This window comes from Exiguobacterium sp. KKT215 (assembly GCF_055635335.1).
The window spans coordinates 1,643,139-1,667,676 of record NZ_CM145756.1 but is presented as its reverse complement, the minus strand read 5'-3'; the positions used below and the strand labels follow the sequence as shown (position 1 = coordinate 1,667,676).

At 52.1% G+C, this 24,538-nt stretch carries 28 protein-coding genes and 2 pseudogenes; 26 read left to right on the top strand and 4 right to left on the bottom strand.

Features of this window, described 5'->3' with window-relative positions; genetic code table 11:
- Position 1: 1 nt before the first annotated feature.
- On the top strand, positions 2–301 hold the full coding sequence (gene gpsB, locus ACZ2GZ_RS08680; protein ID WP_021067237.1) for a cell division regulator GpsB: 300 nt from the start codon (positions 2–4) through the stop codon (positions 299–301).
- Between the two features lie 18 nt (positions 302–319).
- Complete coding sequence (locus ACZ2GZ_RS08675; RefSeq protein ID WP_214713747.1) at positions 320–895, top strand: NERD domain-containing protein; 576 nt, start codon at positions 320–322, stop codon at positions 893–895.
- 118 nt (positions 896–1,013) lie between these two features.
- Here the strand turns inward: ACZ2GZ_RS08675 and ACZ2GZ_RS08670 are convergent, their stop codons facing one another.
- Complete coding sequence (locus tag ACZ2GZ_RS08670; RefSeq protein WP_021067239.1) at positions 1,014–1,307, bottom strand: hypothetical protein; 294 nt, start codon at positions 1,305–1,307, stop codon at positions 1,014–1,016.
- Between the two features lie 95 nt (positions 1,308–1,402).
- On the opposite strand from ACZ2GZ_RS08670, the gene ACZ2GZ_RS08665 reads away from it, so the two are divergent.
- Positions 1,403–1,651: a hypothetical protein gene (locus tag ACZ2GZ_RS08665; protein ID WP_029595640.1), complete on the top strand. Its 249-nt coding sequence runs from the start codon at positions 1,403–1,405 to the stop codon at positions 1,649–1,651.
- Positions 1,652–1,685: 34 nt separating this feature from the next.
- On the opposite strand, the gene ACZ2GZ_RS08660 is transcribed toward ACZ2GZ_RS08665, so the two are convergent.
- On the bottom strand, positions 1,686–3,218 hold the full coding sequence (locus ACZ2GZ_RS08660; RefSeq protein WP_353048029.1) for an FAD-dependent monooxygenase: 1,533 nt from the start codon (positions 3,216–3,218) through the stop codon (positions 1,686–1,688).
- Between the two features lie 107 nt (positions 3,219–3,325).
- On the opposite strand from ACZ2GZ_RS08660, the gene ACZ2GZ_RS08655 reads away from it, so the two are divergent.
- The 13 genes and pseudogenes from ACZ2GZ_RS08655 to ACZ2GZ_RS08595 all read left to right on the top strand — a co-directional run bounded on the left by ACZ2GZ_RS08655 (position 3,326) and on the right by ACZ2GZ_RS08595 (position 14,873).
- Positions 3,326–3,952 carry an NUDIX hydrolase gene (locus ACZ2GZ_RS08655; protein ID WP_214713743.1) on the top strand — a complete coding sequence of 209 codons (627 nt, stop codon included), beginning with the start codon at positions 3,326–3,328 and terminating at the stop codon, positions 3,950–3,952.
- 47 nt (positions 3,953–3,999) lie between these two features.
- On the top strand, positions 4,000–4,194 hold the full coding sequence (locus tag ACZ2GZ_RS08650; RefSeq protein WP_029595637.1) for a DUF2187 family protein: 195 nt from the start codon (positions 4,000–4,002) through the stop codon (positions 4,192–4,194).
- Between the two features lie 17 nt (positions 4,195–4,211).
- Positions 4,212–5,402 (top strand): DUF2157 domain-containing protein, encoded by a 1,191-nt coding sequence (locus ACZ2GZ_RS08645; RefSeq protein WP_214713741.1) that lies wholly within the window; start codon positions 4,212–4,214, stop codon positions 5,400–5,402.
- A complete protein-coding gene (locus tag ACZ2GZ_RS08640; RefSeq protein ID WP_029595635.1) occupies positions 5,399–5,863 on the top strand; it encodes a GDYXXLXY domain-containing protein in 465 nt (154 codons plus the stop codon). The genes ACZ2GZ_RS08645 and ACZ2GZ_RS08640 overlap by 4 nt, the downstream gene beginning before the upstream one ends.
- Positions 5,864–6,123: 260 nt before the next feature.
- On the top strand, positions 6,124–6,822 hold the full coding sequence (locus ACZ2GZ_RS08635; protein ID WP_241764589.1) for a 3D domain-containing protein: 699 nt from the start codon (positions 6,124–6,126) through the stop codon (positions 6,820–6,822).
- Positions 6,823–6,993: 171 nt separating this feature from the next.
- Positions 6,994–7,710 (top strand): annotated as a pseudogene (locus ACZ2GZ_RS08630) (ABC transporter ATP-binding protein); the annotation flags it as partial.
- A gap of 10 nt (positions 7,711–7,720) precedes the next feature.
- The gene (locus tag ACZ2GZ_RS08625) at positions 7,721–9,226 is read left to right on the top strand and encodes an ABC transporter permease/substrate-binding protein (RefSeq protein ID WP_021067248.1); all 1,506 of its coding nucleotides are present in this window, start codon (positions 7,721–7,723) and stop codon (positions 9,224–9,226) included.
- Positions 9,223–10,101 carry a diacylglycerol/lipid kinase family protein gene (locus ACZ2GZ_RS08620; RefSeq protein WP_029595632.1) on the top strand — a complete coding sequence of 293 codons (879 nt, stop codon included), beginning with the start codon at positions 9,223–9,225 and terminating at the stop codon, positions 10,099–10,101. The genes ACZ2GZ_RS08625 and ACZ2GZ_RS08620 overlap by 4 nt, the downstream gene beginning before the upstream one ends.
- Positions 10,102–10,234: 133 nt before the next feature.
- On the top strand, positions 10,235–11,587 hold the full coding sequence (locus tag ACZ2GZ_RS08615) for a sodium-dependent transporter (RefSeq protein WP_029595631.1): 1,353 nt from the start codon (positions 10,235–10,237) through the stop codon (positions 11,585–11,587).
- Between the two features lie 171 nt (positions 11,588–11,758).
- Entirely contained in the window at positions 11,759–12,475 is a 717-nt protein-coding gene (locus ACZ2GZ_RS08610; RefSeq protein ID WP_029595630.1) for a 5-bromo-4-chloroindolyl phosphate hydrolysis family protein, read from the top strand.
- On the top strand, positions 12,459–13,688 hold the full coding sequence (locus ACZ2GZ_RS08605; RefSeq protein ID WP_029595629.1) for a toxic anion resistance protein: 1,230 nt from the start codon (positions 12,459–12,461) through the stop codon (positions 13,686–13,688). Before ACZ2GZ_RS08610 ends, ACZ2GZ_RS08605 begins: the two co-directional genes overlap by 17 nt.
- A 52-nt stretch (positions 13,689–13,740) precedes the next feature.
- A complete protein-coding gene (locus tag ACZ2GZ_RS08600; RefSeq protein ID WP_214713737.1) occupies positions 13,741–14,316 on the top strand; it encodes a deoxycytidylate deaminase in 576 nt (191 codons plus the stop codon).
- Positions 14,317–14,516: 200 nt separating this feature from the next.
- Entirely contained in the window at positions 14,517–14,873 is a 357-nt protein-coding gene (locus ACZ2GZ_RS08595) for a hypothetical protein (protein WP_029595627.1), read from the top strand.
- A 162-nt stretch (positions 14,874–15,035) separates the two neighbouring features.
- On the opposite strand, the gene hisJ is transcribed toward ACZ2GZ_RS08595, so the two are convergent.
- A complete protein-coding gene (gene hisJ / locus ACZ2GZ_RS08590; protein ID WP_214713736.1) occupies positions 15,036–15,848 on the bottom strand; it encodes a histidinol-phosphatase HisJ in 813 nt (270 codons plus the stop codon).
- Positions 15,849–15,957: 109 nt separating this feature from the next.
- On the opposite strand from hisJ, the gene ACZ2GZ_RS08585 reads away from it, so the two are divergent.
- The 9 genes and pseudogenes from ACZ2GZ_RS08585 to hisIE all read left to right on the top strand — a co-directional run bounded on the left by ACZ2GZ_RS08585 (position 15,958) and on the right by hisIE (position 22,905).
- Positions 15,958–16,881: an ATP phosphoribosyltransferase regulatory subunit gene (locus ACZ2GZ_RS08585; protein ID WP_214713734.1), complete on the top strand. Its 924-nt coding sequence runs from the start codon at positions 15,958–15,960 to the stop codon at positions 16,879–16,881.
- Entirely contained in the window at positions 16,878–17,486 is a 609-nt protein-coding gene (hisG, locus tag ACZ2GZ_RS08580) for an ATP phosphoribosyltransferase (protein WP_214713732.1), read from the top strand. Before ACZ2GZ_RS08585 ends, hisG begins: the two co-directional genes overlap by 4 nt.
- Positions 17,483–18,700 (top strand): histidinol dehydrogenase, encoded by a 1,218-nt coding sequence (gene hisD, locus ACZ2GZ_RS08575; protein ID WP_214713730.1) that lies wholly within the window; start codon positions 17,483–17,485, stop codon positions 18,698–18,700. The genes hisG and hisD overlap by 4 nt, the downstream gene beginning before the upstream one ends.
- Positions 18,697–19,710: a pyridoxal phosphate-dependent aminotransferase gene (locus tag ACZ2GZ_RS08570; RefSeq protein WP_470295183.1), complete on the top strand. Its 1,014-nt coding sequence runs from the start codon at positions 18,697–18,699 to the stop codon at positions 19,708–19,710. The genes hisD and ACZ2GZ_RS08570 overlap by 4 nt, the downstream gene beginning before the upstream one ends.
- A complete protein-coding gene (gene hisB / locus ACZ2GZ_RS08565) occupies positions 19,697–20,284 on the top strand; it encodes an imidazoleglycerol-phosphate dehydratase HisB (protein ID WP_029595623.1) in 588 nt (195 codons plus the stop codon). The genes ACZ2GZ_RS08570 and hisB overlap by 14 nt, the downstream gene beginning before the upstream one ends.
- A complete protein-coding gene (gene hisH / locus ACZ2GZ_RS08560) occupies positions 20,281–20,868 on the top strand; it encodes an imidazole glycerol phosphate synthase subunit HisH (protein ID WP_029595622.1) in 588 nt (195 codons plus the stop codon). The genes hisB and hisH overlap by 4 nt, the downstream gene beginning before the upstream one ends.
- Positions 20,846–21,559, top strand: coding sequence for a 1-(5-phosphoribosyl)-5-[(5-phosphoribosylamino)methylideneamino]imidazole-4-carboxamide isomerase (hisA, locus tag ACZ2GZ_RS08555; protein WP_021067262.1), 714 nt, complete (start codon positions 20,846–20,848; stop codon positions 21,557–21,559). Before hisH ends, hisA begins: the two co-directional genes overlap by 23 nt.
- Positions 21,552–22,319, top strand: a complete 768-nt coding sequence (hisF, locus tag ACZ2GZ_RS08550) for an imidazole glycerol phosphate synthase subunit HisF (RefSeq protein ID WP_021067263.1) — start codon at positions 21,552–21,554, stop codon at positions 22,317–22,319. The genes hisA and hisF overlap by 8 nt, the downstream gene beginning before the upstream one ends.
- A pseudogene (gene hisIE / locus ACZ2GZ_RS08545) lies at positions 22,268–22,905 on the top strand (bifunctional phosphoribosyl-AMP cyclohydrolase/phosphoribosyl-ATP diphosphatase HisIE). The gene hisF and the pseudogene hisIE overlap by 52 nt, the downstream one beginning before the upstream one ends.
- Positions 22,906–22,947: 42 nt before the next feature.
- Here the strand turns inward: hisIE and ACZ2GZ_RS08540 are convergent.
- The gene (locus ACZ2GZ_RS08540) at positions 22,948–23,871 is read right to left on the bottom strand and encodes a DUF7916 family protein (protein ID WP_029595621.1); all 924 of its coding nucleotides are present in this window, start codon (positions 23,869–23,871) and stop codon (positions 22,948–22,950) included.
- Between the two features lie 90 nt (positions 23,872–23,961).
- Between ACZ2GZ_RS08540 and ACZ2GZ_RS08535 the strand changes: the two genes are divergently transcribed.
- Positions 23,962–24,516 (top strand): maltose acetyltransferase domain-containing protein, encoded by a 555-nt coding sequence (locus ACZ2GZ_RS08535; protein WP_214713725.1) that lies wholly within the window; start codon positions 23,962–23,964, stop codon positions 24,514–24,516.
- Positions 24,517–24,538: the final 22 nt, after the last annotated feature.

The window sequence follows — 24,538 nt, the reverse complement described above, 5'->3', positions numbered from 1 at the left end:
CATGCAGACCGAACTAACAGCTGAAGCCATTTATAAACAAGAATTCAAAACCGCCCTCCGTGGCTACTCACAAGAAGAAGTCGACCAGTTTTTGGACGTCGTCATCCGCGATTACGAGAAGATGACGAAAGAAATCGAACGGTTGCGCCAAGAGAACGAGTCGCTTCGTCGCGGTTCGAACGAACAAGCAGCAGAACCGGTCAAACCGGCCCAGCCTGTCGCGTCGAACTATGACATGTTGCGACGCATCTCGAATTTAGAAAAGGCCGTCTTCGGAAAACAGGTCGGTCCAAGCGAATAAAGGGAGGAGGTGGAGAAGATGTTACAAGTATTGACGGCCGTCAAGAAAGAACCTGAGAAACGACAGACGAAAGGCTTGTTCCGCACGAAAGAAGAAGTCATCGCACCACCGAAATCGTACACGGACGAGATCGTCGAGATCATTCGTCATACATGTCGCTTTGATTGGATGATGATTGAACACGTCCAGCTCGGTGATGACGTGCTCGATTATGTGTTGGTCGGACCGAAGGGCGTCTTTTTAGTCCGCATCAACCGGACGACGTCGGCCGTCCATATGACGAACCGGGATTGTCGTCTCGAGACGCCGCTCGGTTGGAAAAACATCTATCCGCATCCGATGGAAGAACTTGAGCGGATGACGAAGCACGTCCGGAGTGTCTTGAAGAGGCAATGCGGACAAGCTGTCCCCGTCACGTCATTTTTAATATTCCCGGAGACACCACGTCTCAAAGTGGAACGCATCAAAGCGAACTGTGCCGAGACGTTCGATGTGATTGACGATGTTATCACGAAGACGAAGCTCGAGCTGTTGTCTGAGGCGACGATTAAACACATCGCCTACTATTGCTCGGAGCGGCAAGTACATAAATGAAAATGGCGCTGAAGAGTCAGCGCCATTTTCATTGTGCCCGGTCGGACAAATACAAAGGCTGCAGACGATGTTAATGTCTACAGCCTGACACAACGGCGCTGTAGTCTCAGCGCCATTTTTATTTCAATAATTGTCGAGCCTTCTGTTCGTCTTTGCGATGGACGAACAAGGCGACCCGGTCGTCCAAGTTTTTGGCGAGCGGGCGGAACAGGCGACCGGTCGGCAAACCGTGCTCGACGCGACACGTGATGCCTTGTTCTGTTAAGTACGTATAGTCGTCAAGCAGCGCCTCGCCTTGTTTGCCGAACGCCTCACCGAAGCGGACCCACTGCAAATTGCGGACGGCGCGGATCGAGACGAGCACAACGAATGTGATGCCTAAGACGATAATTAAAATAGTTTCCAAATTCAAAGCGTTCAACCCCTTCTTTACATAATTTTAAGGGCGCAACCGCTTGAAAGCAACAACGATAGACCGGTATACTCAAAAGAAAGTGAGGGATGACTATGAAAACAACGATTCAATCGCGTCGCGAAGCGGTGACGCTGTTAGAAGACAAGCACGTGCTCTACATCCGGATTCATAACGGGCAGACCGGGATGATCAAGCAAACTGAGGACGGTATCATCATCGCAATCCCGAATGAAGAGACGGACAAAGTTGATTTTCGTAAGTTGGAGGACATCGAAGCATTCGAGACATTTTACGACTTGACACTGTCGAAACCGGGGACGCTCTATTATAATCAATCGTAAACAAAAGCTCCGCTCATCATGAGCGGAGCTTTTGTCATGAGGACGGCAACCAAGCTGCCATCGTTTCTTGCAGCGCGTCCGGTCGGAGATGCCGCTGTTTGTGGAGCAGATACCCGTCGGGGCGGATGACAAGAACACCGCGTTTCATGAATAACGACTTCGCGAGCTCGTTGCCTTGATCGAAGAAGGGACGGCTCGTCTTCGATAGCGTGATGATTTGGAAGAATGCTTGATGCTCGTTCAAATACGTATAGAGAGCGCTCGCGTCTCGTTTATCATCGTCGAGCACAAGCACTTGGAACCGTCCGTCGGCGACTTCTGAAATCTTGGTACGGAGACCATCATCCGTCCGGATAATCTCGATTTCTGGAAAAATTTTGCCCTCGGTAACGCGTAAGAACGGGACGCGGGAATGTCCGGGATACGACAAGTGTAGCTGGGCAATCCGTTCTGTGATTTTTTGATTGATGAGATTGACACGCGTGAAGACGTCGGCGCCGAGCGCTTGGAACGGTAACAGGACCGGGAGCGTCGTCTGTAACACTTCGGTCGCGATGTTTGTTGTCTGAAGCACGTTGCGTGCCACATGCTCGCGCTCATCGCGATAAGACGCAACGACGCGGTAAGGGGCACCTGCCTTCAAATGAAGCCACAGCTTCCAACCGAGGTTGAACGAGTCGGCGATGCCGGTATTCATGCCTTGTCCGCCGACGGGTGAATTGATATGGGCGGCGTCTCCCATGAGGATGACGCGATTGTGAATGAACGAGTCGACCATGCGGTTATGGACCCGGAACAAGGAAAACCATTCGACCTCATCGATTTCGACATCCATGTGACTGCGCTGTTCGATCAATTCACGTAGTTCCGCCTCACTGAACGATTCGTTGCTCGCGAGATTACCGGTGATGCGAATTGTGTCGTCCGTGAGCGGAAATACTTCTAAAACGCCACGGTCCGAAAAGAAGATATGGACTTCTTCGCGCGAGATATTCCATTTGGCTTTCATGTCGGCGAGCACCCACGATTCCTTGAACGATTTTCCGCTGAACGGCAGAGCGAGCATGCGTCGAATCGAGCTGTTCGCCCCGTCGGCTGCCACGACATACTTGGCCTCGATTGTCCGGTTCGAGTCCGACTGCAGATGTGCGAGCACACGGGACGGATAGTGTGTCAGTGAGACGAGCGATTCACCGCGCTGGACGTAATGCCCGTGCTCGTTCAACGCTGCTTCGAGAATCGCTTCGGTCTCGTTTTGACGGAGCAACGTCACGAACGGGTAGGGCGTGACGAGACGAGAGAACTCGAGCTTGGCCGTCCATTGCCCTGAGAAGTATAGATTTCCTTTCTCGATTGTCCGCGCCCGGCCGAGCACTTCTTTGGCGACATCGAGCCGAGAGAAGACTTCAATCGTCCGAGGTTGAATTCCGATGGCGCGTGAATTGTTCGACGGTGTCGTCTTGCGATCGATGATTTCAAATGAAATTCCATATCTGGCCAACGTCAGCGCGAGCGTGAGTCCGGTTGGACCCGCCCCGACAATCAATACATCAACTTGTTTGTCCACCACATCTACCATCTCCTATCATTAATAATGATATTTCCGACATTTGATGCGTTTAAACGAGGAGACAATGGTGGAAGTGTAGAAACAAAGAGAATGAGGTGGATAGAATGAAACAATCGTGGATTACGGAACAACAATTACGTGACAGTTTCTCGATGGAGGAAAACTATGAACAGACAGCTGCCGTGATGATTCCTTTGACCGAGATCGAAGGGGCGTGGCACGTCATCTTTGAAGTGCGCGCCCATACGATGCGTCGCCAACCCGGAGAAATTTCCTTCCCGGGCGGTCGTCTCGATCCGGGCGAGACACCGGTCGAGGCGGCTGTTCGTGAGACGGGCGAGGAACTGTTGCTCGCCGAATCGGACATTGAAGTGATTGGACGCTTGCAACCGCTCGCGACGCCGCATCGACAACTGATTTACCCGTTTGTCGGAGTGATACCGTTACTCCCAGACGTCCGGCAAACCGATGAAGTCGACCATTTGTTCTCGATCCCGGTCGAAACGTTGTTGTTGCTCGACCCGTTTCATGGCGAGATGGAATGGACGATGAATCCAGATCAAAATATTCCGTTTGACAGGATGGCGAATGCTAAAGCGTACGAAAAACGGGTAATTAAAATGAAAGAACCTTTTTACGAACATGAAGACTACATTATTTGGGGATTGACTGGAAAAATTTTGACGCAATTTATTAAACGACTTAAAGAAAACGTATTCAAACCGATATAATTTCGTTATAATGATAGAAACAAATTTAAGATTGGAAGTGACTGGTTATGACTGTAGAATTCGTAGTGGGTGATATCGTCAAATCAACTCGTGAAGGATGGGTCGCAGAAGTGACTGCCGTATTGACAAATACGGTTATTGGGGACGTTTCCATCATGGAAGAATTTCAACAGCTTGGTCTCGAATTTGAGAAACAAGTGTTATTGAAAAAAGATTTAGAATTGATCGAACGCGCCAGCTGACCTTTTAAGCGAAAGGGATGATTCAGGTGTCCATTGACAAAAAAGTTCGTGAATGGAAAGAGGCCGGTTTGCTTGATGAAGTGACCGGTCAGCGCTTGGTCGAGTACGAACATAAGAAGTTGGCGGTCGGTGACAAACGTGAGCACAAACCGCCTATTCTTGTGATAATCGGATCGATTTTGCTTGCGCTCAGTCTATTCAGTTTTGTCGCGGCCAATTGGCAAGCGATTCCTGACCTTGTGAAAGTCGCCATTTTCCTCGTGTTCATGATCGGGATGTATGTGACCGCCGAACGCCTACAAGTGAAGGCGTCTCGCTACGTCACGTTATTTCGTCTATTGGGCGTCGCCTTCTTTGTTGCCACGATGATTGTCATCTTCTCGACGTATAATCTTTCCTCGCAAATTCCGTTCTTATTCTGGCTATTCCTTGCCGTCGCCGTCATACACATACTGATATACAAACATCCGATTTTTACGTTTTTGGCCGCACTCGCAGCCTTTTTGGCCATCACGAATAGCTTTCAAGGGATTGGTATCACATTGATCGTGTTCGGATTGGTGGTGACGTGGGTCTGGTTCCATTATGGGGACAACGAACTCGACCGCATCTTCGCCTGGTTTGGTTTCTATGGACTATTGATCGCAATCGGTCAATACGCCGACTATGAAGGTCGGTTTTGGCCGCTATGGGCACTTGCCGCGCTGCACGTCCTGTTTCTCATTTATCGGGAGCGAACCCAATGGAATTATCTTTACCTCTTCGTCGCGGCAGTCTTGTCGATCGGGTACTTGATTAATGCGACGGAAGGCTGGTTGTCGCAACGCATGCCGTCGGTCATTGAGGCGACGATTTTATCGGTCGCCCTCGTCGCTGTCTATTTGTTGCACCGACGTCCAGAATTGATATGGGTTAGCTTGCTCGCTGTCATCCCATTCGCATTGTTTGAGGATTCGGGAATTTTGCTGGCCATCCTGCTTGAAGTGGTTGCACTTGCCTATCTTGTCTATCAAGACCACAATCGTCAACCAATCGTGCTCGCTTTCATCTATTTCTTGTTCGTTCAAATGACGATTTATTTCATCTACGTTTGGGATAAACTCGATATTTCGCTCTTCTTCCTCATCGGAGCATTGATCGTCTTCGCATTGTCGCTCGCCTTATGGTGGCGCAGCCGTAGTCGTACGAGAGGGGATGCACAGACATGAAACGATTGATACCTTGGTTAGTGCCGATTGTGCAAGTGTTGATTGCCGTCGGATTTATACTGCTCGTCTATGCCGTCTCTTGGTTCGGGGACACGTATACGTTCAAAGCAAGCTCTTACGAACCGTACGACCCGTTCTTCGGTGATTTTGTGTACTTGGAATATGACTCGTTCGAAGGTAGACAAGATGTTGAAACAGGGACGGTATACGTCTCGTTCAAAACTGGGGATGACGGGTATGCGACCATTGACCGGGTTAGTTCACGGCCTTTCTTCGGGGGCACTCGAGCCAACTATTACGACCGACAAGTGTATATTGATGACATGAGTTCGTATCGGGTCGCTGAGGAAGAATCGTCTGCGATTGAAGGGGCGAAGGCGTTCGAAGTGGACGTCGACGTGGCACCATGGGGAATGGTGCGACCTCACGATTTGCGCTCGATAGATGCTGAAACAGAATGACAAACAGATTACAGATTTGTTACACATCACGTTGTAACGAATCTGTAATTTTTTTATGAGAACGCTTGGTAGAGGTAGGTTCATCGTAAATGTTACAGATTGTAACCAACCTTAAGCCCATATGTCAGGAATATTTCACTTCATCAAAATCCCTTCTCGAGGTCGCGCGGGCATGGTAAATTTACACCTGTTCGTTAGAAGACGAGAAAGGTGCTGACCTATTAATAATGCATTCCTTAAAATATATGATAACTGTCCTCATGATTGCTGCTGGGTCGTTTGCGTTTGCTGCGACAGCTGATGCCGCTCAAATCGGAATTGGGACAGAACAAAAAATTGTCCAAAACCCACTTGAATTGGAACGGAAGGCGATCGAGCAAGAACGCCAACAACAGATTGCCCGAGAAAAGAGACTTGCCGAACAAAAACGCATCGCCGAAGAAAAACGTGTCGCTGAAGCTAAACGAATCGCTGAAGAAAAACGGGTAGCCGAAGAGAAAGCCGAGCGGGAGCAGGCAGAGCGTGAAGCGTTGGCCGAAGAAAAACGTGCCGCTGCCGAGCAGGCACGACAAGAAGAAGCGAAACGCCAAGCTGTAGCTGTGAAAAAACAATCGTCGACAGCGACCGCATCGCCAGTCTCGACGACAGGACGTTCTATTCAAGCCGAATCGACGGCGTACACGAACGATGCAGCTGATAACGGCTCATACGGAGGTCGCGTCTTGACGGCGACCGGACATGATGTCACGGATTCGATTTACTATAATGGCATGCGCATCATCGCTGTCGATCCAGCCGTTATCCCACTCGGAACGGTCGTTCAAATCGAAGGTGTCGGTCAAGCGATCGCTTTAGATACCGGTGGACGCATCAAAGGAAACATCGTTGACTTGCTTGTCGATACTAAAAGTGAGGCCATCAACTGGGGCCGTCGCCACATTACAATCACACTTCCATAACACCAGGTTCTCCTTCGGGAGGACCTTTTTTTGAGTCTTCTTTCCTGATTCTGCCTGCCGGAAGTAGTGACACGTACCGAATCAGCACGTCCAATTGTTTAACAAACGTTGGAAACGGGCAAACTAATATTTGACTTTCATGAAACAGTTACGAGCCGAGGAGGGGTAGAGTTGATAGAATTTCAAAATGTATCCAAGCGCTACGAAGACGGGACGCTAGCCGTTAAAGACTTGGATTTGACAGTCCGTAAAGGAGAGATTTTTGTCTTGATCGGGCCATCGGGGTGCGGGAAGACGACGACGATGAAGATGGTGAATCGACTGATTGACCATACAGATGGAAAAATCCTCATCGACGGAAAAGAGATTTATCAATTCGATATTTATGAGTTGCGACGCAACATCGGCTATGTGCTTCAACAAATTGCCTTATTCCCTCATTTAACAGTGGAAGAAAATATTTCTGTCGTTCCTGAATTATTGAAATGGCCAAAACAAAAGACGAAAGAGCGTGTGACCGAACTCATGAAGATTGCTGGATTGGACCCGGTCCTGCGCGCGAAAAAACCAACGGAACTATCAGGCGGCCAGCAACAACGCGTCGGCGTGCTAAGGGCACTTGCAGCCGACCCGGAAGTCATTTTGATGGATGAACCGTTCTCGGCACTCGACCCGATTAGCCGTGGTCAACTTCAGGACGACATCAAACGCTTGAACGATGAGCTCGGGAAGACGATTCTATTCGTGACCCATGACATGCAAGAAGCGATGAAACTCGGAGACCGGATCGCTTTGATGCGTGACGGCGAATTGGTCGTCATCGGTACTCCGGATGAAATCAGAGCGAGCACGGACCCGTTCGTCCTCGACTTTACACAACGCGGAAGAGGTGAAGTGGATGCTTGAGACATTTCAAAATCGGCGGGGCGAACTCGTCGAAGCGCTGATTGAGCACTTACAGCTATCCGTCGTTTCACTGTTGATTGCCGTCTTAATCGCCGTTCCGCTCGGGATTTGGTTGACGCGCCGCAAGAAAGTGGCCGAGACCGCAATCGGCGTCACCGCCATTATTCAAACGATTCCTTCATTGGCGCTCCTCGGTCTCATGATTCCGCTCGTCGGAATCGGTGCCTTACCGGCAACAATCGCCCTCGTGTTATATGCGTTGCTCCCGATATTGCGAAATACGTTCACAGGGCTGAACGAAGTCGACAAATCGCTCATCGAAGCGGCCCGGGCTTGTGGGATGAAACCGAACCAAAGCTTGATGAAAGTCGAACTCCCGCTCGCACTTCCGGTCATCATGGCCGGGATTCGAACGGCGATGGTATTAATTGTCGGAACGGCGACGCTCGCCGCCCTCGTCGGCGCAGGTGGGCTCGGGACGTTAATCCTGCTCGGAATCAACCGGAACGACAACTATTTGATTCTGCTCGGGGCAATCCCAGCCGCCATCCTTGCCTTGTTGTTCGATTTCTTACTTCGCCAAATGGAAGGCGCGACGGCAACCCGCAACAAGACGAAATTGATTGCAGTCTCGACCGTGTTGGCGCTCATCGTCGCGGCCCCGCTCGCTTTCGGTCGAACACAACAGACCGATCTCGTCATCGCCGGGAAACTTGGGCCAGAGCCTGAGATTTTAATGAACATGTATAAACTATTGATTGAAGATCAGACCGATTTGTCCGTATCTGTCCGCCCGAACTTCGGAGAGACGACGTTCGTCTGGGGTGCACTGCAATCCGGAGATGTCGACATCTATCCGGAGTTCACGGGAACGGTGCTCGCCAGTCTCGTAAAAGAGACACCGAACTCGAACGATGCCCGTGAAGTGTATGAACAGGCTCGAGACGCGCTCGCCGATGACGGCTATGCGTTGCTTGAACCGATGCAGTTCAACAACACATACGCCATCGCGATCCCACGCGACTATGCCGAGCAAGAAGACATCACCGCCATCTCGGATTTACGAAACGTTCAATCGGATATTAAGGCCGGATTCACGCTCGAGTTCACAGACCGTGAAGACGGATACCCGGGACTGCAACAAGCGTATGGTCTCGATTTCCCGTCGGTCGTCTCGATGGAACAAAAGTTGCGCTATCGTGCCATCGCACGTGGAGACGTCAACCTCGTCGATGCGTATGCGACCGACCCGGATATCGCCGAGAACGAATTGCTTGTCCTCGAGGACGACCAACAGTTCTTCCCACCTTACCAAGGAGCTCCGTTAGTGAAACAAGAGACGCTCGATGAACATCCGGAAATCGAGGATGCCCTCAACCAATTGGGTGGTAAAATTACTGACGAAGAGATGTCTGAATTGAACCGTCGCGTCGCGTACGGGAATGAACGGGCGTACGACGTCGCGAAGGACTTCTTGGAGCAGGCTGGTCTGTTATGAGAGCATTGATTATCTCCAATCCCACGTCTGGCGGGAACGAGACGATGCTCGGTGAGGTCGTCGGGACGATTGAATCGTTATACGATGAGATTTTGATTCGGAAGACGCTCGCGCAAGGAGACGCCGGTCGCTTCGCCGAAGAGAGCGGGGCTTACGAGCACTTGATTGTCATCGGCGGGGACGGGACGCTTCATGAGGTCGTCAATGGCTTGATGAAGCTTCCGCGAGATGAACGGCCGACAATCGGTCTGATTCCGGCCGGCACGTGTAATGATTTCGCCCGTGCCCTTGCGCTACCGGTCGAACCAATCGAGGCGGCCCGTTTGTTCAAGATGAGTTACGCACAATCGGTCGATGTGATGCGAGTCAACGAACGGTACGGGCTCAACTTCATCGGGGTCGGCCTGATCGCGGACGCGTCGAGACAAATCGATCCGCTCCAAAAAGAATCACTCGGGTCGATTGGTTACTTTTTAGCGACGATCCGGCAGTTTCGTGAACTCGATCCGTTCGATGTTCGCATCGAACACGGTGGGGAAGTCGTCCACGATGGACCAGTCAGCTTCCTATATGTAGGGAACGGGGCTTATCTCGGGACGGTACCGACGAAACTCCCGACCCAGTCGTTCACGGACGGACTCGTCGAGGTCGTCCATAGTTCCGCCATCGGCTTCCCGATGATTCGTCAATTGTTGACCCAACAGCTCGGACTCGAACAGTCGTCTCCGGAATGGGTGCATCTACAGATGTCTCAACTGACCGTCCATTTAAATGAATCTCAAATCATCGACGTCGATGGGGAGCACTTCGAGGCGGAACGGCTGGACGTCGATGTCCTGCCAAGAGAGTTGTCATTTCTCGTCCCGTCACACTAAAAATCGATAAAAATTGCTGACAGAGAAAAGAATTCAGACTTTTCTCTGTTTTTAGTTGTTCTCATTTCTGAACCGTGTTAGTATTTCACTATTATTATGAAAAAAGATATGAAAACAGGAAGTAGGGATGGTAATGGCGCAAAATTCGTTCGCCTCAAAAATTGGATTCATCTTAGCGGCCGCAGGGTCTGCGATTGGTCTCGGTGCAATCTGGAAATTTCCGTATGTCACCGGCACAAGTGGAGGCGGCGCCTTTTTGCTCATGTTTTTAGCGTTCACGCTCTTACTCGGGTTACCGTTATTGATTGGTGAATTCATCGTCGGACGCTCGACACAAAAGACGGCACTGCTCGCCTTTAAAAAATTAGGGCACAGTCGTTGGACATTCGTCGGTTACCTGGGCGTCATCGCATGTTTCTTATTGCTCTCATTCTACAGTGTCATAGGTGGTTGGGTCTTGATATACATCGGGCTCGGACTGAGCGGGACGTTGAACGGACGTTCGCCTGATGAGTTCGGTGCCGTGTTCGGAGATGTCGTCTCGTCACCAGGCATCGCCGTGTTCGGTCAGTTCTTGTTCTTATTGATTACGCTCTTGATTGTCTTAAAAGGTGTCGAGGCTGGCATCGAGCGCATGAGCAAGATTTTAATGCCGCTCTTGTTCGTCAGTTTCATCGTGCTCGTCATCCGTTCGTTGACGCTTGACGGAGCGATGGAAGGGGTTCGCTTCTTCTTGCAACCTGACTTCTCTGCCTTGACCGGTGAATCGGTTTTGTTCGCCCTCGGTCAAGCGTTCTTCTCGCTATCGCTCGGTGTCGCGGCCATGTTGACGTACGCGTCGTACATTCAGACGAAAGGGACGCTCAATCGTTCAGCGAACATGATCGTTCTATTGAATATCGCTGTCTCGCTATTGGCAGGACTTGCGATTTTCCCGGCCGTCTTTGCTTCGGGTCTTGACCCAGCAGAAGGACCAGCACTGCTCTTCGTCGTCTTACCAGCGGTGTTCAACCAAGTACCGCTCGGAGGATTCTTTATGGTGTTGTTCTTCCTCTTGTTCACGTTTGCCTCGATTACATCGTCGATTGCGATGCTCGAAGTCGTCGTCGCCGGTGTGACAGACAAGTTGAACGAGAAGAAACACACAATCTCGAAGCGCAACGTTACCCTGTTGTCAGCGGCTATCGTCTTCGCAGTCGGAATTCCATCTGCGCTTTCATTTGGTGTCATGAGCGAGATGCAGTTCTTGGGCGGTCGTACGTTCTTTGATTCGATGGATTACATCGTCAGTTACATCTTGATGCCGGTCGGTGCACTCTTGACATCGATTTTCGTCGGATATGTCGTCGATCAACGCATTCTGAAAGAAGAGATTCAAACGTCAGACATCGGTGTAAAGTTGTACCCGATTTGGCACTTCTTGATCCGTTACGTCATTCCGGTGACGGTCGCCGTTGTCATGGTGACGACGTGGGTCAGATTATAACGTTTGCAACCTCCTGATTCGTCGAATCAGGAGGTTTTTGTACTACCATTTTTCGTTCTTGCGACCGAGGGAGTGAACGGGAGCGTTATGCTAAGCTTAGAAAGATGACGAAACTTTTTTTGAAGGGTCACGTAAGGTACAATAGAAGTATCATGAGACGAGGTGAAACGGATGAAAACATGGATGAAATGGGCCCTGACTGGGGCGATCCTATATTTTGCCATAAGCGTTTTTGATTTCTCTTGGTTGTTTATCATCGTCGGGGCGCTCGTATTGAACGAAGTGTGGTCGAACAATAAACGGCGGAAGCGGGCACCCGCGCCTGTTGCCAAACGGGCCAAGAAGAAACTATTGCTCGATGAAGACGAACCGTTCGTCGGTTCGCGCATTCTGAAACCACTCGAAGAAGCGGCGCCGGTGCGTCAATTCGAAGCGACAGATGATTTGGAGCTGCAATTTCTGCAGCGGACGATTGAACAAGGCTATGAAAAGTTACAACAAATCGACCGCGTCTTGCCTGAAATTAAAGACATCGAGGTGCGGCGTGAGATGAAGGCGGTCTCGAAAGAAGCACACGAACTGTTCGCTGAGCTGTTCGAGAACCCTCAAGATGCGAAGCACGTGCGTGACTTGTTCACGTTCTACTTGGACTCGCTCGTGTCAGTCGTATTGAAATTTAAAGAACTAGAAGGAAAACGCGTCGTCATTCAAGAAGAGACACGTGAACAGTTGATAACCAATATGCGGCTTATCGTCGACAAGTTCAAACAACAGCGCAGTCGTCTCCTCGAAGATGACGCGGTCGATTTTGAACGAGAGTTGATCATGATGGAGAGAGTATTGGCCGATCAACCAGAAGGGAGAAAAAAGCATGACTTCATCGAATGAAACGAACTGGCAGTCATGGCCAGAAGAAGAACTCACTTCCCAAACGAAAACGAAGACGGAAACCGACGCAATCTCAGACCCGTCCGTTGACTGGTCATCAATGACCGATAAACATGAGGTGCCGGCGATTCAAGTAAATGCTGACGTCCCACAAGCGCACCGGGAACGGATCACGCGCATCGCGGAGTCAATCGATATTAAAAAGACAGATTCCGTCATGCTATTCGGTTCGAACGTACAACGTGAACTATCACAATTCTCGGACCAAATCTTGACCGAGGTCCGGATGAAAGATGGCGGAGACGCCGGCAAGCTATTGTCCGACTTGATGCAGAACGTGCGCAAGATGGACCCGGACATGTTGCAACCGGAGAAGAAGAGCTTCATGGACAACCTTCCGCTCATCGGCCGGGCCAAGAAGAAAGCCGAGAACTATAAGTTGCAGTTTGAAAAAATGAGCGTCTATTTAGAAGAGGTCATCCATAATCTAGACCGGGCCAAATTCGGCTTGATGAAAGATATCACGATGCTCGATCAAATGTACGATAAGAACAAACGCTACTTCGAAGAACTCAACGTCTATATCGCCGCCGGCGAGACGAAACTCGACCACGTGCGGAGCTATGAGATTGCCCCGCTTCGTCAAGAAGTCGAGATGTCGAAAGACCAGGTCAAACTGCAACAGTTGAACGATATGATTCAACTCGCGGACCGGTTCGAGAAAAAGTTGCATGATTTGAAACTGAGCCGGACGATCAGCCTGCAGATGGCCCCACAAATCCGGGTCATCCAGCAGAACAACCAGATTCTAGCCGAAAAAATCGAGTCGGCAGTCGTCAATACGATTCCGCTCTGGAAAAACCAAGTCGTGCTCGCGCTCAGCTTGACGCGTCAAAAGACGGCGCTCCGGATGCAGCAAGACGTGACGAAGACGACGAACACGTTGCTCGAGCAGAACTCGAAGATGTTGAAAGATTCGTCAATCGAGATTGCCACAGAGAACGAGAAAGGCATCGTCTCGGTCGAGTCGCTCAAAGTGGCGCACGAGAACTTGCTCTCGACGCTCGATGAGACGCTCCGGATTCAACAAGAGGGACGTCAGAAGCGTCGTGAGGCGGAACGTGAACTCGATCGGATGGAGCACGAGTTGAAAGAAAAAGTCATCGAGATTGCTTCGAAAAACAAAGAGTTGCCAAAAGAGACTGGATATTGAACGGGGAAAGTCTGAGCATTCAGACTTTCCTTTTCTTCGAGGAGGATCAACAATGGATAAACAACACCTATGGGACGAGACGTGGTTACAGTTTGCCGATATGATGGCGGTACGTCATTCGAAGTGTGCCTCTAAAAGTGTCGCTTGCGTCATCGTCAAAGATGAGAAGCCGATTTCGATTGGCTTGAACGGCACGCCGCCGGGGCATACGAACTGTAATGAAATCTTCTTAAAGCGGGATGACGGATTTTATAAGCGTGCTGAGTATGTATCCGCGAATGCGGTCGACTTGCTCGAAACGCCGGTCTCGTTCATTCATGACGGTGTGACCTATATCAAATGCTCGGACCCGTACGATCATCACAATTGGTCGAAACAGCATGAGATTCATGCTGAAATCAACGCGATCGGAAAGCTCGCCGCCGATTCGACGAACGCATTCGGGGCGACGGCTTATGTGACCCATTCGCCGTGCCACGCCTGCTCGCTCGCCTTGATTGCCTCCCGCGTCGCTCGTGTCGTCTATGCGGTCGGTTATGAACATGGCGACGGTCTCGATTTAATGCGCGAGAGCGGAATTGACGTGGTACATATGCCACTTGAAAATAGTTTTAAAAACACATTGTAAACGTTTACATTCGGTGTTATATTATTAATGTACTGCCAATGGTGTTTTACTCTTCCATTATTTGTCTCTCCTCGGAGGGACCTTTTTTTATGTTCACAACTAGGTGAGACAAAAATTCCACAAAATGTTCAACATTTCACAAACTTTTAGTGTGTTCCTCTCTTATAATGAAAGTAGATTAACGAGAGGGGAAATGTTACATGGAAAAACAAGTTCGTTTCACTGATGGTGCCTATGATGTGGAAGCGTTGATCACACTCGAAGAGGTGTGGGAAGATAAGTTCGCGATTGGAACGCATAAAGAGTTGGCGGTCAAAGCACTAAAGATTAATGGCAACGATATTTCAGAAATGAAGCACGTCCGCGCGCTACTCCGTTACTATCCGACGCTCGGTGTATCAGGTATCTTGCTCGCGCTCGATGATGCGGCAGCCGAAATCGTTCGTATGTCGGGCGACAAGGATCCTGCACTTCAGTTCGTCGAACTCGTGGCGTTACAGATGGACGAGGCGTCTACGGAGGAATTAAAAGGTTTATACGCTGAAATGGCGGTCTAAATAACAAAGGATGACAACTCCGTCATCCTTTTTTCATTTTTAGGTTGCATTGCCGAATCAGTATGGTATTATTGTCAATAGATGAAGAAATGGAACGCCATATCGTTATCGACAACCAAAAATGGGGATCTAGATAGCTAGATCGCTGTGAAAAAGCCACGTTCATAGGAACGTGGCTTTTTTTTGTATTGTTTCGAACCCAGCGCCCACGTCTTTGGCGATATGGGCGTCCGAACCGAGTACGAACGGGATTCCAAGTCTGGCCGCCTCAGATGCGACGTCGATGGCATACGGCTGTCCGCATTCAGGCTTGCGCAGTCCGGCCGTATTGAGGTCGAGACCGAAACCGCGAGCGGCCATCGTCTGGAGCAGGCGCGACTGTTCGGCCAGGACGTTTGAGCGGTCCCATACATACTTGGTCTGATATTTGATTGGTAAATCGATATGTCCGATGCGGTCCACTTTCAGGCGTTCCCAAGGGAATACGAGGCCGGCAGCGAGCGCCGAATAGTATTGTTTCATCACAGCCTCGAACGAACCGACACGTTCGACGAGGATATGAAACGTCTCGAGCGAGAAGTCGACAGGCAGGAGCTCACCGGCGACGAGTAGAAAGTGTTGAGACAAGATTGTTTCATCTAATACGTCGGCATACGGCTCGAGCAACGCCAACGTCTCAGCTTCATAGCCGGGCAAGTAGTCGATCTCTAAGCCGAGGCGAAGGTCGAGTTCGGGATACTTCCGTTTTAACGACTGCACGGCCTCGATATAATCCGGAAGCAATTCGAACGCCATCGCCGAATCTTTGTCTGGTGTTGGGTCTTGAAACCGGGCTGGGAGCGGAGCATGTTCTGTGAACGTGAGCGTCTTGATACCACGGGCTAACGCCTGTTCGACGTACGCCTGGAGCGGGTCTGTCGAGCCATGTGGACAAAATGGGGTGTGAAGGTGACCATCACGGGTAAAGTCAATCATCAAGCGACATTCCTTTCGAGTTCGCCGGTTGACAGCACCGGCTTGGTTTGATAAATTTAACACACTACTTTAGTTTGGTAAAGTGATAATAAGATAAAGGGTGATATTGATGATTTGGTTCAATACTAAAGGGTCCATCCCGGAAGGATGGCACGAATTGCAAGGGGAGGACGTTCTGCGTCCGAAGCAGTGGATGTTATCATTTCTAGAGCGAGCCGAATCAAACGGCTATAGCGTGATCGAACCGCCACTCGTAGAATATTATTCGCACTATCAAGACTTGGCCTTGTTCGATGAGTCGGCCTATTATCGTCTGTTCGGGAATGACGGCGAATTGCTCGTCATGCGCCCAGACTATACGTTACAAATCGCCCGGAAACTCGCGGACGGTCATGAGCCGATGCGTGTCGCGTACGCCGGTGCCGTGTATCGGCGTACCCCGAAGCACTCGGGACAGCCGCACGAGCGTCAACAGCTCGGTCTCGAATGGATTGACGGGGACGCTCCAGATATGGAGTTGATCGCCTCGTTTCTCAGTATGACCGAGCGCGTCCTGCCGCAAGACGGACTCCGGATTCAAGTTGGATCGGCTGCCTTGGTCGCCGCAGTGGCGGACGAGGCCGGTATCCCAGAACGGACGTTACGCCAATATTTGGCGCTCCGTAACTTGGAATCGCTCCGAGAACTCGCCGATACGTATCAATACCCGTTAATCGCGAAATTACCGTTCCTGATTGGTGACTCGGCACTTGATGAGTTACGGGAAGTCGCTGAGCCAAGCTTGACGGCTGCAATCGAGGAAGTCGAGCGGGCGGTCGAACATTTACGGTCCATCGGTTTGAACGTCTCGTACGACTTTGGTCAGACCGGTGATTTTGATTACTATTCAGGATTGACGGTGACAGGCAGCATCGATGGACGGCGCGTCCTCTCGGGCGGTCGCTATGATTCACTATACGGACATTTCGGCCAATCGCGACGGGCGTTCGGCCTGTCCCTTGATTTAGAACAGTTAGGTGAGGTGATTTTATGAAAGTAGCGATTGCCAAAGGGCGCATTGAGAAAGCGGCCCGAGACTATTTCGAACAAGTCGGACTCACGGTTTGGCCGGAGAAGCGCGGCCGCGAACTGACGGTCGAAGTCGACGGGCATGAGTTCATCTTCGTCAAAGGGGATGATGTCTATAAATACGTCATGCACGGCGCGGCAGATGTCGGTGTCGTCGGCGGAGACATCTTGCGCGAGAAGACACCGGGCGTGCTTGAAGTCGTCGACTTACCATTCGGCCGTTGTCGTATGGCTGTCTGCGGACCGAAAGAACGAAAGAACGGGACGAAAAAATTGAAAGTCGCGAGCAAATATCCGAATATCGCCATCTCTCACTTCGCCTCGAAACGACAGAACGTCGAAGTGATTGCGTTGAACGGATCGGTCGAACTCGCACCGCTTACAGGACTCGCCGATTGCATCGTCGATATCGTCGAGACGGGGGCGACGCTCCGCGCGAACGACCTTGAAGAATACGAGACAATTTTCACGGTGAACGCCAAGTTCATCACGAGTGAGGCGGCTCTCGCCAACAATCCTGATGAATTGAAGGCGTGGATTCGTCGCTTGAGCAAGGAGGATGCCCGATGAGTACAGAAACGAACCGGGCCCGGCGGGAAAGCTGGGCAGAAGCGGTCAAACCGATCCTCGAGGCCGTAGAGTCGAACGGGGACGAGGCGCTCCTCGCGTTCACGAAAAAATTTGACGGCGTCGACAAAATCGAAACGGTCGATTTGACGACGTTTACGCCACCTGACGCATATGCTGAACTGACCGAGGCGTTGACGCTCGCGGCCGAACGGATTCGTACGTTCCACAGTCGTCAGCGACGTCAAGAAGATGTGTATGAAGACGAGATGTTCCGACTTGGACGCCGTTTTATGCCACTCGACTCGGTCGGCGTGTACGTGCCAGGCGGGACGGCCGTCTATCCGTCGAGCGTGTTGATGAACATCATTCCGGCGAAAGTGGCCGGTGTGAAACGTGTCGTCATGGTGACGCCGCCGAAACAAGACGGCATCGATTTGTCGTTATTGATTGCGGCAAAAATCGCAGGGGCGGATGAATGCTATCTCGTCGGCGGGGCGCAAGCCGTGGCCGCCTTGGCGTTCGGCACCGAGACGATTCAACCGGTCGATAAAATCGTCGGTCCCGGGAATGCCTATGTCGCGACGGCAAAATCGCTCGTCTCCCACATCGTCGGCATCGATTCGGTCGCTGGACCGTCCGAGGTGCTCATCATCGCCGATGAGACGGCCCATCCGAAATGGGTCGCCGCCGATTTGCTCGCCCAAGCCGAACACGATGTCGAAGCGACGGCACTTGCGCTCGTCACGACTGGCGAATTGGCCGAAGCGATTCGACAAGAATTAGAACGACAATTGGCTGAATTACCGCGGCGTGACATTGCGATAGAGGCGATGAAGCGCGGGGGTGTCCTCGTGAAGACGAAGGCTGAGGCGATTCGTTATGCGAACGAGATGGCGGCTGAACACGTCCAACTCGCCGTCGCCGCCCCGGAAGATTACATGCAAGCCATCCGTCACGGCGGATCGTTCTTCCTCGGTCATGAAGCGGCGGAGGCGTTTGGGGATTACATCGCTGGACCGAACCACGTCCTGCCGACGAGCGGGACGGCCCGTTTCTCGAGCGGCCTCTCGGTCGATGATTTTTACCGACGCCAGACGTTCCTGCAAATGACAGAACTCGATGAGCGCATCACGCGTGCCGCGATTCGAATCGCGCAACAAGAACAACTTGACGGCCACGCCCGGGCGATGGCGGTCCGAATGGAGGACGTATGAGACTGAACTATGAGACGATTCCACGCTACGTCCCGCATGCGGTCAAAGGGCACGCGTTGAATCAAAACGAAAGCCAATATGTCTTTCCAGAGCGCTTGAAGACGGCTATCCGAGAGCTTCCGCTCGACTTGAGCCATTATCCGGTCGACGAGTTGACGGCGCTTAAACAAAGCTATGCGGCGTATGCCGGTGTGAGCCCGCAGCAACTCATGGTCGGCAGTGGCAGCGATGAATTGCTCGCGATTCTCTGTCAGGCCATTCTCGATGCCGACGATGTCGTCGCCGCACCGATTCCAGACTTTTCGATGTATGGCATTTACACGCATATCGCCCGTGGGAATTTCATGCAGCCGGATGCGGACGGATTGTCGTTCAAGTCGCTCATGCAAACGATTGAGGCGGAACACCCGAAACTTGTCCTCATATCGAACCCGAACAATCCGACCGGAAAGATGTGGTCGCTTGATGATCTCGAGACGATTGCTAGTCGAGTCCCGTATTTGGTCGTCGACGAAGCGTATATCGATTTCACGATGGAAGATTCATTCAAAGACCGCCTGGCGGACCACGCGAACGTCATCATTCTCCGGACGTTATCGAAAGCGTTCGGACTCGCGAATCTGCGCATCGGCTTCATGATCGCCGATGAGCGCTTAATCGAGAAGATTGACCGGTTCCGCTCGCCGTTCAATGTGAGTGGGCTGAGTGCGGCCGTGGCGACGGTCGTGTTGAACGACTCCGCTTATATCGATGAGTCGATCAGTTTCCATCAAACGCAGCGACAAAAGCTTGAGACGTTGCTCGCACCGATTGGGAACGTCTTACCGAGTCGTGCTAATTTCCTATACGTCGAGACACCGGACAGCGAAGCTTGGGCAGCCCGCTTCCTTGAAAAAGATGTACATGTTCGCGCGTTCGCAGACGGGATTCGTGTCAGTGCCGGAACGGACGAGGCGTACCGCTTGCTTCAACAAACGATAGAAGAGGTGACTTCACTTGAGAACAGCTGAGACGAAACGAGAAACAAAAGAGACGAACATCGAGCTCAAGCTTGATTTGAACGGGACGGGGCAAAGTGACGTGAAGACAGGCGTCGGCTTCTTTGACCACATGCTGACACTGTTCGCGTTCCACAGCCAAATCGATTTGACGGTCCATGTCGAAGGAGATACGTGGGTCGACGCCCATCATACGGTCGAAGACGTCGGAATCGCCCTTGGGCAGATGATCAATCAAGCGCTCGGCGACAAAATCGGTATTCGCCGCTACGGCACGAGTTATTTGCCGATGGACGAGACGCTCGCGCGTGCCGTCGTCGACGTGTCGGGCCGTCCGTTCCTCGTCTACCGGGCCGATATTAAAAATCCGAAACTCGGGGACTTTGACACCGAGCTCGCCGAAGAGTTTTTCCGGGCCGTGGCGATGAACGCCCGCTTGACGCTTCATCTTGAGGTGCTCTACGGGTCGAACTCGCACCATATGATTGAAGGGCTGTTCAAAGCGTTCGGTCGCGCCCTCGCTGAAGCGATCGGGCAAGACGGATCGAATCGACTGCCTTCGACGAAAGGACTGATCGAAGGATGAAGGTCGCGGTCATCGATTATGGAATGGGCAACGTGTTCAATGTCGAACGGGCGCTCCAAGCTATCGGCTGTTACGTCACCATCACGAACGATCCCTTAGACCTCGAGGCGGCAGACGCTATCTTGCTGCCGGGCGTCGGTGCGTTCCCGCAGGCGATGCAATCGCTGAACGAGACGGGACTGATTCCGCTATTGAAACGATCGGCACAAGAAAAACCGTTCCTTGGCATTTGCCTTGGCATGCAGCTCTTATTCGAGTCGAGCACGGAAGGGGTGCCGACAGAAGGACTCGGTTTGATTGAAGGGCGCGTCGAGCGGATGCGGGCGAAACGTCTGCCACACGTCGGATGGAACTCGATTTTGCGAGACGAGGACGTCTATTTCGTTCACTCGTATCATGTCGTGACCGACCCGGTCCATGTGATTGCTTCTGCCGACTATATGGGGGAAGACGTGCCAGCCATCGTGCAAAAAGGGCTCGTCACGGGGATGCAATTCCACCCGGAGAAGAGCGGCGCGTTTGGACTCAGTTTATTGAAAGAATGGAAGGAGGCGGTCGAACGTGAGATTACTACCGGCCATTGATTTGATTGACGGAAAAATCGTCCGCTTGACAGAAGGCGATTTCAATACAGAAGAACAGTACGGAGACCCGTATGAGAAATTGAAAGAGTGGCAAGGGCGCGTCCCGATGCTCCACTTGATTGATCTCGAAGGGGCGAAAGCTGGCGAACCGAGACATCTCGATGTCGTCCGCTTTGCCAAAACGTGCGGTTTCTTCGTTCAGACCGGCGGGGGCATCCGTTCCGAGGAAGCGCTCGACGCAGTCATGGCGACCGGTGCGGACCGGGTCTTGCTCGGGACAAAAGCATTCACAGACCCGGATTTCTTGGACCGGGCGCTCGCGAAGTACGGGGATCGTGTCGCCGTCGCCCTCGATGCCTATGATGGCATCGTCGCCGTCAACGGCTGGCAAGAAGCGACCGACTTAAAAGATATCGATGCCGCGAAAGGCCTCGTTGACCGTGGTGTCAAAACGATTCTCTATACGGACATCGGGTCGGACGGAAAGTTGAACGGACCGAATCTCGAGCGGATGAAGGCGCTGCGTGAGGCTGTTTCGGTCACGCTCATCGCTTCGGGCGGTGTGACGACCGAGGCTGATGTCGAAGCACTTCAAGCGGCCGGCATCGACGAAGCGGTCGTCGGGAAGGCATTACTCTCCGGACAAGTCAGCCTCGATGACTTGATCGAGTGGGAGGCGCGCCATGCTTAAACGTCGCATCATTCCGTGTCTTGATGTGAAAGACGGTCGTGTCGTCAAAGGAATCGAGTTCGTGGCACTCCGGGATATCGGCGACCCGGTCGAGATTGCTAAGTATTATGACGCATCCGGTGCGGATGAGCTCGTGTTTCTAGATATCACTGCGAGTACGGAACGCCGCCAGACGATGCTTGACGTCGTCAGTGCCGTCGCCCGGAAAGTGTTCATTCCGCTCACGGTTGGTGGCGGTATTCGGTCGCTTGAGGATATTTCCTCGCTCTTAAAAGCCGGGGCCGATAAAGTGTCGCTCAACACGCTCGCCGTCGAATCACCCGATTTGATTAAACGAGCGGCCGAGCGGTTCGGGTCACAATGTATCGTCATCGCCATCGACGTCAAGTTCGAAGACGACGATTACTTCGTCTATACGTATGGCGGGAAGAACCGGACCGAGTTGCGGGCCGTCGATTGGGCAAAGCAAGTGGCTGCACTTGGGGCGGGTGAACTGCTCGTCACGTCGATGAATCAGGACGGAAAGCAGAGCGGCTACGATTTGCGAATCCTTGATTTGCTCCGGGACGCCGTCGATATCCCAATTATCGCCTCTGGCGGTGCCGGGAACGCAAATCATGTCGTCGACGCGCTCGAGAAGGTCGATGCGGCGCTACTCGCCTCGATTTTGCATGACCGGAAAACGACAGTGGAAGAGGTGAAACACGTATGCAGCGAGCACAACTTGCCGATGCGGTTCGTTACGACGCAAACGGATTGATTCCAGCCATCATCGTGTCGACAGAGGACGACGCCGTCCTCATGTTAGGCTACATGAACGAGGAGGCGATTCAGAAGACGCTCGAGACGAACACGGTCACGTTCTGGTCACGTTCGAAAGGGCGACTCTGGATGAAAGGGGAGTCGAGCGGAAATACGCTCGAGCTCGAAAGCATCCACGTCGATTGTGATCAAGACGCACTCTTGGTCCGGGTCCGTGCCAATGGGCCGACGTGTCATACGGGAAATCGAAGCTGCTTTTTTACGGAGGTGGAAGGATGATTCACGAATTAGAGAAGTTGATTCAAGAACGACAGGCGTCACCGAAAGAAGGGTCGTATACGTCTTATCTATTCGACCAAGGTGTCGACAAGATTGCCAAGAAGTTTGGGGAAGAGTCGTTCGAGGTCGTCATCGCGGCACTGAACGATGAAGATTTGGTCGAAGAGTCGGCTGATCTCTTGTACCATTTGCTCGTCTTGCTCGCCGCCAAAGGCGTGTCATTACAAGACGTCGAAGCGCTCCTCGCCAAACGGCACGGGACGACGACTCCGGCAAAACCACGCCGAGACGTCACTGACTGGTAACACAAAAAGGAACGAAGCCATTATCGGCTTCGTTCCTTTTGATTAGCGGTTGACCGAGGCGGCCATGCGGATATACGTATGGCGCCGTCCCCGAATCGCAATCGATAACGCTTGAATGTTCTCCGGTGTGGCGATTCCGGACAACCCTGCATCGCCGATATGGAACAGGTCCGTCCCACCGCGCTTCGAGGACAAAGCGATGTCACGAATCGTCGCTTCATCGGATCCTTCCTGTGAAGTGCCGATGGCGGCGACGACGAGTTTATCCAACGCCTGAATCTCGCGCGTGACTTCATAGAATTCATCTTCACGTACGCCAGGAACGGTGCCGGGCGCTGGAATCAAGATGATGTCGGCCCCGGCTTCAGCAAAACGGACGTACGCCTCTTGATCGAGTACACGGCCGACGCCGGCTTGATGCATCTTCCCGGCGATGATGACCCCAGCGAACTCTTGGCGGGCGTTGATGATGGCTTGCTCGATCGCCTCGTTCGTCACCCCGGTGTTCGGGTTTCCGGTCAGGCAGATGAAGTCGATACCGAGCTCTGACGCTCTGGCGAACGCTTCCCGTGTCGCGAGCCGTCCTTGTTTTACGTCATACATGTCCTCCGATTTCTCGGAAAAGTCGACCGGCTCGAGGTTGACCCCAATCGGCAAACCGACGAGCCGCTTCAATTCCATAATCGGATTGTCAGACATCGTCTCGCCCGGTACGTTACCAAACAAGGCGTGGCTTTCGAGACCCTTTATGTACGGGTGGAACACGTCGAGCATATTCAATAGAATCATATCGGCTCCGAACGCTCGAGCGAGTTCAGCGTTCGTCACTTCTGGATAGAGCGGCTGCACGGTCGGTATGACCTCGGCGAGTACGGTCCGCCCCTCGGCTTTCCGAATCGATCCAATCAAATCCGAGCGGTTGAACGTCAAGAAATCACTGGCTCTGCAATCAAGAATTCGTTTCATCTGTCTATTCCTCCTCTAGTTCGTCATGTTCCTATTCCCCGTTTTGTCAGAAATTCCTCTATACTAAAAAAAGAAAAGGGGGAGAAGCAGATGACAGAAAAAGAAAAGATGATTCGGGGCGACCTTTACATGGCCGGGGACGACGAGCTCGTCGCCGACCGGCGTCAGGCCAGACGTTTGACGGAACGATTCAATCGTTCCGGCATCGACGAAATCGACGACCGAAAAGCTGTGTTAACGGAGCTGTTCGGCTCGACCGGGAGTTCGTTTTATCTGGAGCCGACGTTCAAATGCGACTACGGCTATAACATTCATCTCGGAGAACGGTTCTTCGCTAACTTTGACTGTGTGTTCCTCGACATCTGTCCGATCACATTCGGTGACGATTGTATGCTCGGGCCGGGTGTGCACGTCTATACGGCGACGCATCCGCTCGACCCGATCGAACGGATCTCGGGCCTTGAATACGGGAAGCCGGTCACGGTCGGACATCGGGTATGGATTGGCGGCGGTGCCATCTTGAATCCAGGGGTGACGGTCGGGGACGATGCCGTCATCGCCTCTGGCGCCGTTGTGACGAAAGATGTGCCGGCTCGTGCAGTCGTCGGGGGCAATCCAGCGAAAATCATCAAACTCATCCCATGACAACAACGCTCCGACTGGAAAC